Source organism: Micromonospora noduli, from assembly GCF_003264475.1.
GTDB classification, from domain to species: Bacteria; Actinomycetota; Actinomycetes; order Mycobacteriales; family Micromonosporaceae; genus Micromonospora; species Micromonospora noduli.
Map to the genome: position 1 here is coordinate 150,346 of NZ_PYAC01000009.1, position 13,647 is coordinate 163,992.

Genomic DNA, 13,647 nt, shown 5'->3' on the forward strand with positions numbered 1-13,647 from the left:
TGCGGGCTCGCAAGCTCACCCTCGCGTCAGCCATGGTCATCCTCTGACTTGCCGACTGCGGGCTCGCAAGCTCAGCCACGCAGCATTTCCGCTACGAGGAAGGCCAACTCCAACGACTGCTGAGTGTTCAGTCGCGGGTCACAGGCGGTCTCGTACCGGTCGGGCAGGTCGAGATCCTCGATCCCCTGGGCGCCGCCGAGGCACTCGGTGACGTCCTCGCCGGTCAACTCGACGTGCAGGCCGCCGGGGTGGGTGTCCAGCCCCCGGTGCACCTCGAAGTAGCCGAGCACCTCGTCGACGATGCGGTCGAAGTGCCGGGTCTTGTAGCCGTTGGACGACTCGTGCGTGTTGCCGTGCATCGGGTCGCACTGCCAGACCACCTTGGCCCCGGCGGCGGTGACCTTGGCGACGATCGGCGGCAGCGCGTCGCGTACCCGGTGGTTGCCCATCCGGCTGATCAGGGTGAGCCGACCGGGGATGTTGTCCGGGTTGAGCTTCTCGCACAACTCGATCGCCTCGTCCGGGGAGGTGGTCGGGCCGAGCTTGACCCCGATCGGGTTGGCGATCCGGGAGATGAAGTCGATGTGCGCCCCGCTGATCTGCCGGGTGCGCTCGCCGATCCAGAGGAAGTGCCCGGAGAGCCCGTACGCCCGACGGTCGGAGACCCGGGTGAGCGCCCGGTCGTACTCCAGCGCCAGGGCCTCGTGGGAGCAGTAGAGCGTGACGGTACGCAGCGCCTCGTCGTCGGTCATGCCGCAGGCCCGGATGAAAGCCAGCGCCCGGTCGATCTCCCGGGCGATCGCCTCGTAACGCTCCCCCGCCGGGGAGTTCTTCACGAAGCCCTTGTTCCAGTCGTGGACGGCGTGCAGGTCGGCGAGCCCGCCGGCGAGGTACGCCCGGAGCATGTTCATCGCCGCCGCCGAGTTCGCGTACGCGCGGATCATGCGCTGTGGGTCGGCGACCCGGGCGGCCGGGTCGGCCTCCAGCGAGTTGATCATGTCGCCGCGGTACGCGGGCAGGCCGCGGGCGTCGGTCGGCAGCGAGCGGGGCTTCGTGTACTGCCCGGCGACCCGGGCGACCTTGACCACCGGCAGCGACGCGCCGTAGGTGAGCACGATCGCCATCTGGAGCAGGGTGCGTGCGTTGGCCAGCAGGTGGCTCTCGGTGTTGTCCACGAACGTCTCGGCGCAGTCACCACCCTGCAGCAGGAACGCCTTGCCCTCGCAGACCAGGGCGAGCTTCTGCCGGAGCTGGTCCACCTCGTAGGGCGCGACGACCGACGGCACGGTGTCGAGGACCTTGCAGACCGCGGCCACGGCAGCCGGGTCGGACCACGGCGGGACCTGCTCACGGGGCAGCTCCCGCCATCGGTCCAGACCGAGCGCGGCGTCCTCGGCGGAGTCGATGGTCGGTCGGCTGGTCTGCAGGCCCGGGCTGCCCACCGCGGGATGGCTCAGCTGATGCCACTCATGGCGCATGACAGAAAGCGTACGGCGACGGTCGGGGTGGCCGGGCGGCGAGGGGGACGGTTCCGGCAGATGGGAGATCAATCTGCCGGGCGCTGGTCAGGACGCGGGGGTGGGGGCGACGCCGGTCGGCGTCGGGGCGGCCGGCCCACCCGGCGCCTCGCCGGCGATGCACCAGTCGCTTCCGTCCCGGGTGACGGTGAAGACCAACGGCCGGACGACGGTGCGCTTGCCCGCGGTGACCGAGACCGAGACGCTGACCTCCTGCCCGCGCGGACCGGGCCGGATGTCCGTGATGGCGGCCTCCGGCACCTGGAAGTGGTCGGCGAAGTCACCGTTGGGGCCGGTGGCGCCCAGGTCGAAGCCGTCGTGCAGCAGAGCGCAGAGCTGGCTGCGGCCGGCGGCGACGTCCTTGGCCGCCATCGCGTCGAGGTACGCCTGCACGCGCTCCCGGGAGCGGGTGGCGGCCTCCTCGGCGGGGGCTCGGGCCGGCTTGGCGGCGGACTTCTCCTCGTCCTCGCCGCCGATCCCGCAACCGACCAGGGCAACCGGCAGCAGCATCAGCCCGGCAGCGGCCGCCGCCAGCCTGCGGTGGGTCGGGCGCATGATCACCTCCGTCGGCGGTGAGATCGAGACGTGCCGAGCCGCGAGTCTGCCACATTCGGCCGACCGAACCCAACGGCGGCGGCCCGGCCGACGCTGGGCGTCGACCGGGCCGGTGTGTCACGGGCGGGAAGGGACGGTGCGGGCCCCTTCCCGCCGTGTGGGTGGTGCGTCGGCCCTCGGCTCAGCCGAGACCGCCCTTGATGGCGCCGATGAGCTCGCCGTTGCTCGTGTCACCGGAGAGCTCCCAGAAGAACGCGCCACCGAGGCCCTGGTTGTTCGCGTACGTCATCTTGCCGTTGATGGTCGACGGGGTGTCGTAGCTCCACCAGTTGCTGCCGCACTTGGCGTACGCGGTACCGGCGATCGTGCCGGTGGCCGGGCAGGTGTTCTTGAGGACCTTGTAGTCCTCGATGCCGGCCTCGTAGGTGCCCGGCGCCGCGCCGGTGGCGCTGCCACCCGGAGCGGCCTGGGTGACACCGGTCCAGCCCCGACCGTAGAAGCCGATGCCGAGCAGCAGCTTGTTGGCCGGGACGCCCTTGCTCTTGAGCTTCTGGATCGCCGCGTCGGAGTTGAAGCCCTGCTGCGGGATGCCAGTGTACGAGGTGAGCGGGGAGTGCGGTGCCGTCGGACCCTGGGCGGCGAACGCCCCGAAGTAGTCATAGGTCATCGGCATCAGCCAGTTGAGGTTTCCGATGGCGCCGGCGTAGTCGGTGGCGTCGATCTTGCCGCCGTTGCTGCCGTCCGCGGTGATGGCGGCGGTGACCAGGGCGCTGGACCCGAACTTCGACCGCAGCGCGCTGATCACGTTCTTGAACGCGTTCGGGCCGCTGGTGTCACAGGTCAGACCGCAGGCGTTGGGGTACTCCCAGTCGACGTCGATGCCGTCGAAGACGTCCGCCCAGCGCGGGTCCTCGACCAGGTTGTAGCAGCTCTCGGCGAACGCGGCCGGGTTCTGTGCGGCCTGGGTGAAGCCGCCGGACCAGGTCCAGCCGCCGAACGACCAGATCACCTTGAGGTGGGGGTTCATCTGCTTGAGCTTGCGCAGCTGGTTGAAGCTGCCGCGCAGCGGCTGGTCCCAGGTGTCGGCGACGCCGTCCACGCTGTCCGCCGCGGTGTACGCCTTCTCGTAGTCGGCGTAGCTGTCGCCGATGGAACAGCGGCCACCGGTGGTGTTGCCGAAGGCGTACAGGATGTGGGTCAGCTTGGCGGCCGAGCCGCTCGTCTGGATGTTCTTGACGTGGTAGTTGCGCCCGTAGACGCCCCACTCGGCGAAGTAGCCGACAACCTTCTTGCCACCGGGGTTCGGCGGGTTGGTGGTCGGCGGCGGCGTGGTGGGCGGAGGCGTGGTGGGCGGCGTCGTCGTCGGTGGGGTGGTGGTCGGCGGAGTGGTGGTCGGCGGGGTCGTCCCGCCGCCGCACGCGGCACCGTTGATGGTGCAGTTCAGCGGTGCCTTGTAGGCGCCGCTGCCGTTGTAGCCCCAGCTGAACGAGGCGCCGGGGGCGATGCCGCCGGCCCAGCTCTTCTTGACCGCGAGGTAGTGGTTGCCGCTGCTGGTGACGTCGGCGTCCCACGCGCTGCTGATGGTGGTGCCCGACGGCAGGTCGAACTCGATGCGCCAGGTGGTGACAGTGGCGCTGGAGCCGTTGGTGACGGTCACCCTCGTCTCGTGACCGGTCCCCCAGTCCTGCGCCTTGGTGAAGGTGGTGGTGACCGTGCCGGCGCCGAACGCGGTGGTGACCGGCACCGCTGCGACGGTCACGGCGACCACGGCACCGGCCCAGAGGGCCCGGCGGAGCGATCTTTTCATGAGGCGTCTCCCGAACTGTTAGGAAACTTTCCAAAAGAGATGGTGAGACGGTACTCACGGCGTCATCAGTTCGTCAAGATGCGCATGTTTCGATTTCTCCTGGTGCACGGAGTGCGTACGCTGCGCCCACCCCGGGTCGACACCCGACCGGCGCGTAGCCTCGGCCCATGACCGTCTTCGACATCCCGATCGACGCCCTCAACGGCGGCCCCGCCGACCTGGCCCGCTACCGCGGCAGGGCGTTGCTGATCGTCAACGTGGCCTCCCGCTGCGGCCTCACCCCGCAGTACGCGGGCCTCCAGACGCTCGCCGACTCCTACGCCGACCAGGGCCTCGTGGTGCTCGGCGTGCCGTGCAACCAGTTCGCCGGGCAGGAGCCGGGCAGCGCCGCCGAGATCAGCGACTTCTGCCAGGTCAACTACGGGGTCACCTTCCCGCTGACCGAGAAGGTCGACGTCAACGGCCCCGACCGGCACCCGCTCTACGCCGCGCTCGTGAACACCCCGGACGCCGACGGGCACACTGGTGACGTGCGTTGGAACTTCGAGAAGTTCCTGGTGGCCCCGGACGGCTCGGTCGCCGCCCGCTTCGCCCCCACTGTCGAGCCCGGCTCCGACGACCTGCGCGCAGCCATCGAAAAGACCCTCCCCACCCCCTGACACCCCGGCGGCACTCCACGTCACCGCCTTGATCGCGCTCGAGCGTGGATGTAGTGGCCTCCCGGGTTTCGCATGCCACCACATCCCGGATCGAGCGCGATCTTGCCGGGCCGGCACTGCGGGGCAGCCGGGCGGTCCACGCGTCCACCCCGGAGAGTGGCACGTCCCCGGAGAGCCGGTCGGCGACCAGCGTGGGCAGTACGTTGTGCAGGACGGGCTCGCGGCGCCAGCCAGGCACCCGCCGGGACGGCGAAGGTCGCGAGCAGCCGGATCAGCCGCCCGGCGACGGACAACCGAATAACCCACCAGCCTGGTCGGGAATGTGTCGCGGGTGGACGGAGTTGGGAACGAGCATGACAACTGTGGGACTGATCGGCAGTGGCAACATCGGCGGCACCGTGGCCCGGCTGGCCGTTGACGCCGGCTACGACGTGGTGCTGAGCAACTCGCGGGGCCCGGAGACCCTCACCGACCTGGTGGAGACCCTGGGCGAGCACGCCAGCGCCGGCACCACGCAGGACGCGGCGCAGGTCGGGGACCTGGTGGTGGTCAGTGTGCCGCTGAAGGCGTACCGCGCGGTGCCCGTGGAACCGCTGGCCGGCAAGGTCGTCATCGACACCAACAACTACTACCCCCAGCGCGACGGCACCTTCCCGGAGCTGGACTCCGGCGAGACCACCAGCAGCGAGTTGCTCCAGCGACACCTGCCGGACTCGCGCGTGGTCAAGGTCTTCAACAACATCTACTTCAAGGGCTTGGCCGCGCTCCCCCGGCCGTCCGGCGCGGCCGACCGCAGCGCCCTCGCGATCGCCGGTGACGATGCCGCCGCGAAGGCCGAGGTGACCGCCTTCCTGGACCGGATTGGCTACGACGCGGTGGACGTCGGCCCGCTGGCCGAGGGGTGGCGCTACCAGCCGGACACCCCGGCGTACGGCACGCTCTACTCCGCCAGCCCGACGGACTGGGAGCACCCGGCCCCGGGCGACGCCGCGAAGCTGCGCGCCGCCCTGGCCGCCGCCACCCGCTGAGCAACGCCAGCCCGCCGCCCTCCCCGCGACCGCCTACCGGGTCGTCGTGCGGAGGGCGGCGGCGAGTTCGTCGTCGTAGCTGGCGATCGGCTGCCCGTCCGCGGCGTACGCGACGAGCCGACCGTGGGCCATCGTCGCCGACCGGAACGAGAAGGTACGCGAACCCGGGTACGGGGCGAGCAGCGGAATGGCCCGGGGTGCCCCACCCGGGGCGGAGTAGTACTCCAGGCGGGTCACCTGCGGGGAGACCACGCCGTTGACCCGGACCTTGGTCTTCTCGGCGCGGGTGCCGAAGGTGACCGGCGCGTCGGTGGCGTATTCGGCGCATTCGGCCGGGCCACGGCAGACGAAGAAGTATCGCGGGTTGACCACGTCGTCGAGCGTGTACGCCTTGAAGGTGGGGTCGGCTCCGGCCGGCAGCGGCTGCACGGCGAAGAACGCGAGCGCCACCGAGGCCGTGACGCCCACCCGCAGCCAGGCACGGCCGGCGGCCGGTCGTCTGCTCGTGCGCTGGGCGGCGACGGCGACACCGCCGAAGCCGACGAGGCACAGGAGGCACACCCCGACGGCACGGGCGTTCTCGAAGAGGAACTGCACCCCCGGCCGCGTCGAGACCGGGCTGAGCACCGCGCCCAGCGAGACGACCATGGCGGCGAGCAGCGCCGCGCCGGCGGCCCGCTGGGTGACGCCGGACGCGCCGATCAGCAGCATCGCGGCGAGCACCGGCCACACCTGGTGGTGGGTCCAGGACACCGGGGACGCGGCCACTGTGGCGCAGCCGACGAGCACGGCGGCGTGCCCGGGGCGGCCCTGCCGCGTCAGCTGTCGGGCCCGGAGCAGTGCCGCCGCGCAGATCAGTGCCACCATGCCGGCCCAGAGCACTGGCAGCGCCGTCTCGTCGACGCCGACGCGCAGCAACATTCCGTGCACTGACTGGTTGCCCAACGAGGACAGATTGCCGATGCGGGAGGTCTGCCGCACGGTCTCGGTCCAGTAGGCCCAGCTCTCCCGGGGCAGCACGACCGCGGCGAGGCCAGCGCAGGCCACGAAGGTGGCCGCCGACCGGCCGGCGTCCCGGTAGCGCCCGACGGCGAGGAAGTAGACAACGAACAGCAGCGGGGTGAGCTTGATGGCCGCGGCCACCCCGACCAACGTCCCGCGCACTCGGGGCGGGACGACGCCCAGCCCGTCGAGCAGGGCCATCAGCACGATGAAGATGCTGACCTGCCCGAAGCGTAGGTTGCTCTGCACCGGCGCGGAGAGCATCAGCACGGTGGCCGCCAGCGCCACGACGAGCGGGCGCCGGGACTGTCGGGTGGTCAGCGCGACACCCACCGACCCGGCGATGGCGACGACCGCCGCGCATGTCGCGACCAGCCAGATCCCCTGGAGTACGCCCTCGCTGACGGCGGTGATCGGCCACAACGCGAGAGCGGCGAACGGTGGATAGGTGAACGGACCGCCGTTCTCCGCGACATATCCGTACAGCGGCTTGCCGGCGCGCAGATCGGACAGCGCACCGTAGTAGATGTGCAGGTCGGAGAGGCGATCCGGGCGGCGCAGAACGAGCACACAGGACACCAGCGCGACGACGACGAAGGCCGCCCACGCCAGCGCCACCCGGCGATCCCGCATCGCCCGAGAATAGGCGACCGGTAACGACAGCCGACAAAAACATCGCTGTGGCAACTTGCGCCGCAGTCCTGTTCACGGGACCCTGTTTCTCTGGGTTGCCGCCCGCTCACCGAACGTGCCTCCGGAGGCGACATGCACACGCTCCGTACCGTGCCCCGCCGGCTGTTGGCCGGCTCCGGCGCGCTCCTGCTCGGCACCGCCCTCGCCACCGCCGCCATTCCTGTTCCGGCGAACGCCGCGACCGGCGCGGACACCGTCGGTTACGTCCGGCTCGCGCACCTCTCCCCGGACACCCCGGCGGTGGACGTCTACCTTGCCGCGCCGGGCGCGGCGAAGCCGCAGGTCTTCCCCGGGGTCGGTTACGGCGTGATCTCCGACTACCTCGAACTCGCGCCGGGCCGGTACGCGGTGGCCATGCGCGAGGCCGGCGCCCCCGCCAGCGACCCCCCGGTGCTCACCACCGAGGTCGCGGTGACCAGCGGCGACGCCTTCACGGTGGCCGGTGTCGGCCGGCACGCCGACCTCGGCCTGCGGGTGCTCAACGACGATCTCAGCGCCCCCACCGACGGCCGCGCCAAGGTGCGGGTCATCCAGGCGTCGGTGCGGACCCCGGTGCTCGACGTGGCCGCCGCCGACGGCCCGATGATCGCCGACGGGGTGCAGTTCGCCACCACGACCGACTACCAGCAGGTCGAGCCGGGCAGTTGGCGGCTGAAGCTGACGGGTGCCGGCGGGCCCAGCACCGACGCCGAGGTGCGGCTCACCGGTGGCGCGGTCTACTCGCTGCTGGTGCTCGACGCGAAGCAGGGCGGTCTCACCGCCGAGCTGCGCCGCGACGCCGAGGGTGGCACCGTCGTCCCGGCCGGCGGGGTGGACACCGGCGCCGGTGGCACCGCCGGGGCCAATCTCGACGCGTACCCACTGGTGGCCGGCGGTCTGGCCGCGGCGGCCGGCGCGGCGGCCCTGCTGCTCTGGCGTCGGCGGCGGCGCACCACCTGGTGAGCGCCGGGCCGGACCCGTCGATCCGGCGGCACCGTGACCGCCGGATACCGCTGGCCGCGCTGGTCGCGGCCGGCGCGGCGGTCTGCCTGGCCGCCGGCACCGGGGTCGGCCTGGCCACCACCGGCCCGCCACCGCCAGCGGCGAGCTGGCACCCCGGCTGCGGTGACGACTGCCCGTCGGTGGCCGCCGCGCCCACGCCACACGGTCCACCCACGCGGGTACGCGTACCGCGCATCGACGTCGACTCACCGCTCACCGTGCTGGGTCTGGACCGCGCCGGCGTGCTGATCCCGCCGACCGACTTCCACACCGCTGGCTGGTACGGCGGCGGCCCGGCCCCGGGCGACACCGGCCCGGCCGTACTCGCCGGGCACCTGGACTCACGACGCGGCCCGGCGGTCTTCGCCCGGCTCGGCGAGCTACGGCCCGGCGACCTGGTGGAGGTGTGGCGCGGCGGGCAGCGGCTGCCGTTCCGGGTGACCGGGTCGATGCGTACCCGCAAGGACCAGTTTCCGACCGCCGTGGTCTACGGCCCGACGCCCGGGGCGGAGCTGCGCCTGGTCACCTGCGGGGGCGACTTCGACCGGCGGCGGGGGCACTACGTCGACAACGTGGTGGTGTTCGCGGTGACCGAGGTCCCTGGCCCGGTCCTGCCGACGTCCGCGGCAGGCTGAGTCGCGCGCTCTTGATCCACTCGGGTTCCCGGAAGTCGGGGCATCCGCCGCGCTCGGATACCGCGATTTCCATGAACCCGAGTGGATCAAGCGGGTGGGGGCGCAAGAAGGCGCGGGGCCCGGGCTGCACGGGCGGAGATGCGCGGAGAGGCGCGGGGCGGCCGCGGAGCGCGAGGCGCGGAACGCGGGGCGTCAGAGGGGGCGGCGGCCGGCGAAGCCGCACTCTGCCCGGTGGTACCAGCGCACGTCGGAGTCGCCCTCCAGCCAGCACCAGAGCACGGCGCGGCCGGCCCGCTCGCCGGGGAAGTCGAGCAGCACCGGGGCGATGCCCTTGACCTGGATGTCGTGCTGGTGCAGCTCGTCGACGACGGCGTGCAGCCGGGCCTCGAGCGCCTTGACCTCGGCCAGCCCGCCGAGCGCGCTCACGCCGTGGTCGGCCAGGTCGGCGCGCAACTCGGCCAGGTCGGCCCGGACCCGGATCAACTCGTCGACGCGCGGTTGCAGGGTGGCCACCAGGTGCCGGGCCTGGGCAAGTGTGAACACCGGGCCAGTATGCGGCACGCACGGCCCCGCGACGCGCCCCGACCGCTCAGTCGGCCTGCGCCGCCAGCTCGCGGGCACGATCCCGGGCGGCCTCCAGCGCGGCGAGCAGCGCCGCGCGTACGCCGTGCTTCTCCAGCTCACGAATCGCGGAGATGGTGGTGCCGGCCGGCGAGGTGACCGCCTCGCGCAGCTTGACCGGGTGCTCGCCGGAGTCGCGCAGCATCACCGCCGACCCGATCGCGGTCTGCACGATCAACTCGTGCGCCACCTGACGGGGCAGCCCGAGCAGGATCCCGGCGTCGATCATGGCTTCGACGAGAAGGTAGAAGTAGGCCGGGCCGGAGCCGGAGAGCGCGGTTACCGCGTCCTGCTGCGACTCGGGCACACGGATCGTCTGGCCGAGCGGCTTGAACATCTCCTCGGCCAGCGTGAGGTGCGCCCCGGTGGCGTGCTCGCCCGCGGAGATCGCGGTCATCGCCTCGTCGACCAGCGCCGGGGTGTTGGTCATCACCCGCACCACCGGGGTGCCCTCGGGCAACCGGCGGCTGAAGAAGCTGGTGGGCAGACCGGCGCAGAGCGAGATGACGAGCTTGTCGGCCGGCACCTTGGGGCCGATCTCGTCGAGGAGCGCGGCGGCGTCCTGCGGCTTGACCGAGACCGCGAGCACCGCGGCCTCGTCCACCGCGGTCAGGTTGTCGACCATCCGTACGCCGTACCGGGCGGTCAACTCCTCGGCGCGAGCGGGTCGGCGGGCGGTGGCCAGCAGCCGGTCCACCGGCCACCCCGAGCGCAGCAGCCCGGAGAGCATCAGCTCACCGATCTTGCCCGCGCCGATCACCGCGACCGTGTGCACTCCGGCGGACATGTCGGCCCGTACCCCCTCGAATTGGTCGCGGCGCGGCGGACCCGCAGGCCCGCCGCGCCGCCGACGATCGATCAGCTGCCGAAGAAGACCTCGGCCTCGGCGTACCGCTCCAGCGGCACGGTCTTCAGCTCGCGGGTGGCCTCAGCCAGGGGCACCCGGACAATGTCGGTGCTCTGCATCGCGACCATCTTGCCCCAGTCGCCGTCGTTGACGGCGTCGATGGCCTGCAGGCCCAGGCGGGTGGCGAGCACCCGGTCGAAGGCGGTCGGGGTGCCACCGCGCTGGATGTGGCCCAGCACCACGGTGCGGGCCTCCTTGCCGGTCTTGGCCTCCAGCTGCTCGGCGAGCCACTGGCCGATGCCGCCGAGGCGGACGTGGCCGAACGAGTCGAGCTCCTGGTTGGCGAGGACCATCTGGCCGTCGAGCGGCTGGGCGCCCTCGGCGACCACGACGATCGGGGCGTACTGGTGCTGGAAGCGCTTCTCGACGTAGCCGGCCACCTGGTCGACGTCGAACTGACGCTCGGGCAGCAGGATCACGTTGGCGCCGCCGGCCAGACCGGCGTGCAGGGCGATCCAGCCGGCGTGCCGGCCCATCACCTCGACGACCAGGGTGCGGTGGTGGCTCTCCGCGGTGGTGTGCAGCCGGTCGATGGCCTCCATCGCGATGTTGACCGCGGTGTCGAAGCCGAAGGTGTAGTCGGTGGCGCCGAGGTCGTTGTCGATCGTCTTCGGCACGCCGACGACGTGCACGCCCAGCTCGTAGAGCTTGGTGGCCACGCCGAGGGTGTCCTCGCCGCCGATCGCGATCAGCGCGTCCACGCCCTGGGCGGCAAGGTTGTCCTTGATCCGCTCGACGCCGTTCTCGATCTTGAACGGGTTGGTACGGGACGAGCCGAGGATGGTGCCGCCGCGGGGCAGGATGCCGCGAACGTCGGCGATGTCCAGCGGGCGGGACAGACCCTCAAGCGGGCCCTTCCAGCCGTCCCGGAAGCCCACGAACTCGTGACCGTAAGTGGCGACGCCCTTGCGGACCACCGCCCGGATGACCGCGTTGAGACCGGGGCAGTCGCCGCCGCCGGTGAGCACGCCGATACGCATGATCCGCTCATCCTCCTGGAGCATCAGGTAAAGCCCGATATGCCCCAGGGTATGTGTCAGGTCAGACCATCGGCGCCGTTGCCGGCCCGGGGCGGGCCGTCACTGCGAACTGTAGTCGGCCCGCCGGTACGACGACAGCGCGCCCCGGGCACCCACCCCCGGTCAGTAGGTCACCTCGTGGTTCTCGCCGGCCGTCGGTGGCCGGCCGGTGACCGCGGCCCTCGCGTAGTCGAGCAGGTTCACCACAGTGCTGTTCGGCGAGTCCCAGTACTCGGCCGAGCTGGCGTGCACCTTGATCAGCGTGAGACCGGAGGTGTCCAGCCCGTCGGGGAACCACGCCTTGAGCAGCGGGTTCCACAGCTGCTCGGCCCGGGCCCGGTCGAACCCCTCGGTGGCGGTGCCGGAGATCGACACCCACGCGTTGTGCTTCTGATCGGAGAAGGCGACATTGACCTCCGGGTTCACCCGGATCTGGCGGACCTTGGCCGAGTCGGCGTAGGCGAAGAACCACAGCTCGCCGTCGAACTCGGCCTCCTGGAGCCCCATCGGTCGACTCACCTGCCGACCGTCCAGGGCAGTCGTGGTGAGCATGCAGATCCGCGCGGCCCGGGCCAGGCCGGTGACCCGGGCGCGTGCCTCCGCGGCGCTGCTCGGCTGGTCGCTCATGGCAATCTCCCTCGGCTCGGCTGGTCGAACCGTTGCCCGGGACAGAACCGGTCAAACCTCCGGCGGCGGGGGCACCACTCAGCGGGCGGTCATCGCCCGCCAGCGGGCCAGGTTGTGCCGGGCGTCGACCAGAGCGTCGTGCCGGGCCGCGTCCGCGTCGGGCAGGGGCGGCCGGCCCCGGTCGTCCCAGAGCTGCCGCAGCTCCTTGGTGTAGCGGGGAATCTCCCGGGGCAGCGCCGGCATCGCACCCCAGAGCTGGGCGAGCACCACGTGGTCGTACGCGGCGAACCAGGCCCACAACTCCAACTGCTCCCCCGGCCGGTCCCGGATCGGCTCCACCAGGAAGTCGTACAGGTCGTCGCGGATGCGCTCACGCGAGCGCCAGGCCCGGTCCGCCGGGGAGGGGAGCTTGTCCAGCACGTTGCGTCGGACCCAGGGCACGGCGCGGGAGTCGTCGAACTCGGTGGAGACCGCGTAGAACTCGCGGCCGTACTCGTCGACGACACCGATCGAGACGAGGTCGACGGTCGTGCCGTCCTCGATGAACTCGCAGTCGTAGAAGTAGCGGTAGACCATTCCGGGCATCCTCGCCCACCGCCGTACGGCCGCACCCGGCGGGGCCCGTCCGGAGGCCCGTCGAGCCACGGCGACACTTCGTGAACGACGCGTCGCAGCTCGTGACGGTCACGGAAGTGCTTCGAGGGGTGTACAGCAAGCGACCGGACCGTCATGATCTGATGTGTACCGCTACCGGACGCCGAATCGGTGTCAGTTCACCTTGTCGGGGCCCATCAGGTTCGCCCGGTGAGCGAGTTGTGGTCCATGACCGGGGGAGGGGTTGGGCCGTGGAGGTTCGCCTGCCGGAGCCGGGTGACGCGCTCACGGGTGTCGAGATGTTCGCCGGGCTGGAGCCCGAGGTGCGGCAGCGTGTCATCGCCGCCGCCGTTCCGCGCACCTATCGCAAGGGCCAACTGCTCTTCGTGGAGAACGACCCCGGCGAGTCCCTGATCGTGCTGCGCCGCGGCGCGGTGGCGGTCTTTCGCACCGCACCCACCGGCGAGCGGGCCGTGCTGTCGGTTATCCGTCCACCGGACGTGCTCGGTGAGGTCTCCCTGCTCGACGCGTCCACCAGGTCCGCCTCGGCGGAGGCCATCGAGGACTGCGCGGCGCTCGCGCTCTCCCGGGGCGCGTTCATGGAGTTGGTGCACTCCAACCCCCGCATCCTGGACGCGGTGATGCGCTCACTGGGCGGGCTGATCCGCCGACTCACCGAGCAGAACGCCGACCACGTCTTCCTCGACCTGCCCGGTCGGGTGGCCAAGACGCTGGTGCGGTTGGCCGGCGAGAGCCAGGCACCGATGATCACGATCGAGCTCAACCAGAGCCAACTGGCCGAGATGGCCGGTGGTTCCCGGCAGAGCGTCAACCAGGCGATCGGCTCGTTCGCCAGCCGTGGCTGGCTGCGCACCGAGGGCCGCCGCATCGTGGTGACCGACGTGGCCGCGCTGCGCCGCCGCGCCGGCATGGCCGACCGCTGACCGACCGGCCCGCCCCGGTTTCGTCGGCGGCCGAGCGTTCGATCTGGACGGCCGTCAC

At 71.6% G+C, this 13,647-nt stretch carries 14 protein-coding genes; 5 read left to right on the top strand and 9 right to left on the bottom strand.

Going from position 1 to position 13,647, the window contains the following annotated elements; translation table 11 throughout:
* Nucleotides 1-71: 71 nt before the first annotated feature.
* From MED15_RS13210 to MED15_RS13220, 3 genes are all read right to left on the bottom strand, one after another.
* A complete protein-coding gene (locus MED15_RS13210) occupies nt 72-1,478 on the bottom strand; it encodes a class II 3-deoxy-7-phosphoheptulonate synthase (RefSeq protein WP_091407607.1) in 1,407 nt (468 codons plus the stop codon).
* A gap of 87 nt (nt 1,479-1,565) precedes the next feature.
* Nucleotides 1,566-2,072, bottom strand: a complete 507-nt coding sequence (locus tag MED15_RS13215) for a nuclear transport factor 2 family protein (protein WP_112601187.1) — start codon at nt 2,070-2,072, stop codon at nt 1,566-1,568.
* A 181-nt stretch (nt 2,073-2,253) separates the two neighbouring features.
* Entirely contained in the window at nt 2,254-3,879 is a 1,626-nt protein-coding gene (locus MED15_RS13220) for a glycosyl hydrolase family 18 protein (RefSeq protein ID WP_112735750.1), read from the bottom strand.
* A 167-nt stretch (nt 3,880-4,046) separates the two neighbouring features.
* Here MED15_RS13220 and MED15_RS13225 point away from each other — a divergent pair, with 167 nt between their 5' ends.
* The gene (locus tag MED15_RS13225) at nt 4,047-4,538 is read left to right on the top strand and encodes a glutathione peroxidase (protein WP_112699723.1); all 492 of its coding nucleotides are present in this window, start codon (nt 4,047-4,049) and stop codon (nt 4,536-4,538) included.
* 353 nt (nt 4,539-4,891) lie between these two features.
* Nucleotides 4,892-5,566: an NADPH-dependent F420 reductase gene (locus MED15_RS13230; RefSeq protein ID WP_112582781.1), complete on the top strand. Its 675-nt coding sequence runs from the start codon at nt 4,892-4,894 to the stop codon at nt 5,564-5,566.
* A gap of 33 nt (nt 5,567-5,599) precedes the next feature.
* Here MED15_RS13230 and MED15_RS13235 read toward each other — a convergent pair whose 3' ends face one another.
* Nucleotides 5,600-7,201 carry a glycosyltransferase 87 family protein gene (locus tag MED15_RS13235; RefSeq protein ID WP_112735753.1) on the bottom strand — a complete coding sequence of 534 codons (1,602 nt, stop codon included), beginning with the start codon at nt 7,199-7,201 and terminating at the stop codon, nt 5,600-5,602.
* Nucleotides 7,202-7,333: 132 nt separating this feature from the next.
* Between MED15_RS13235 and MED15_RS13240 the strand changes: the two genes are divergently transcribed.
* On the top strand, nt 7,334-8,203 hold the full coding sequence (locus MED15_RS13240; protein ID WP_112735755.1) for a DUF4397 domain-containing protein: 870 nt from the start codon (nt 7,334-7,336) through the stop codon (nt 8,201-8,203).
* Nucleotides 8,200-8,877, top strand: a complete 678-nt coding sequence (locus MED15_RS13245; protein WP_244220451.1) for a class F sortase — start codon at nt 8,200-8,202, stop codon at nt 8,875-8,877. The genes MED15_RS13240 and MED15_RS13245 overlap by 4 nt, the downstream gene beginning before the upstream one ends.
* 192 nt (nt 8,878-9,069) lie before the next feature.
* On the opposite strand, the gene MED15_RS13250 is transcribed toward MED15_RS13245, so the two are convergent.
* The 5 genes from MED15_RS13250 to MED15_RS13270 form a co-directional block, all read right to left on the bottom strand.
* Entirely contained in the window at nt 9,070-9,420 is a 351-nt protein-coding gene (locus tag MED15_RS13250) for a DUF2203 domain-containing protein (protein ID WP_036412622.1), read from the bottom strand.
* A gap of 46 nt (nt 9,421-9,466) precedes the next feature.
* Nucleotides 9,467-10,285 carry a pyrroline-5-carboxylate reductase gene (gene proC / locus MED15_RS13255; RefSeq protein ID WP_112582784.1) on the bottom strand — a complete coding sequence of 273 codons (819 nt, stop codon included), beginning with the start codon at nt 10,283-10,285 and terminating at the stop codon, nt 9,467-9,469.
* 71 nt (nt 10,286-10,356) lie between these two features.
* The gene (locus tag MED15_RS13260; RefSeq protein ID WP_091408060.1) at nt 10,357-11,385 is read right to left on the bottom strand and encodes a 6-phosphofructokinase; all 1,029 of its coding nucleotides are present in this window, start codon (nt 11,383-11,385) and stop codon (nt 10,357-10,359) included.
* A 162-nt stretch (nt 11,386-11,547) separates the two neighbouring features.
* Nucleotides 11,548-12,051: a pyridoxamine 5'-phosphate oxidase family protein gene (locus MED15_RS13265; RefSeq protein WP_091407580.1), complete on the bottom strand. Its 504-nt coding sequence runs from the start codon at nt 12,049-12,051 to the stop codon at nt 11,548-11,550.
* Nucleotides 12,052-12,129: 78 nt separating this feature from the next.
* Nucleotides 12,130-12,627, bottom strand: coding sequence for a polyadenylate-specific 3'-exoribonuclease AS (locus tag MED15_RS13270; protein WP_112582786.1), 498 nt, complete (start codon nt 12,625-12,627; stop codon nt 12,130-12,132).
* 269 nt (nt 12,628-12,896) lie between these two features.
* Between MED15_RS13270 and MED15_RS13275 the strand changes: the two genes are divergently transcribed.
* Nucleotides 12,897-13,589: a Crp/Fnr family transcriptional regulator gene (locus tag MED15_RS13275; protein WP_091407574.1), complete on the top strand. Its 693-nt coding sequence runs from the start codon at nt 12,897-12,899 to the stop codon at nt 13,587-13,589.
* Nucleotides 13,590-13,647: the final 58 nt, after the last annotated feature.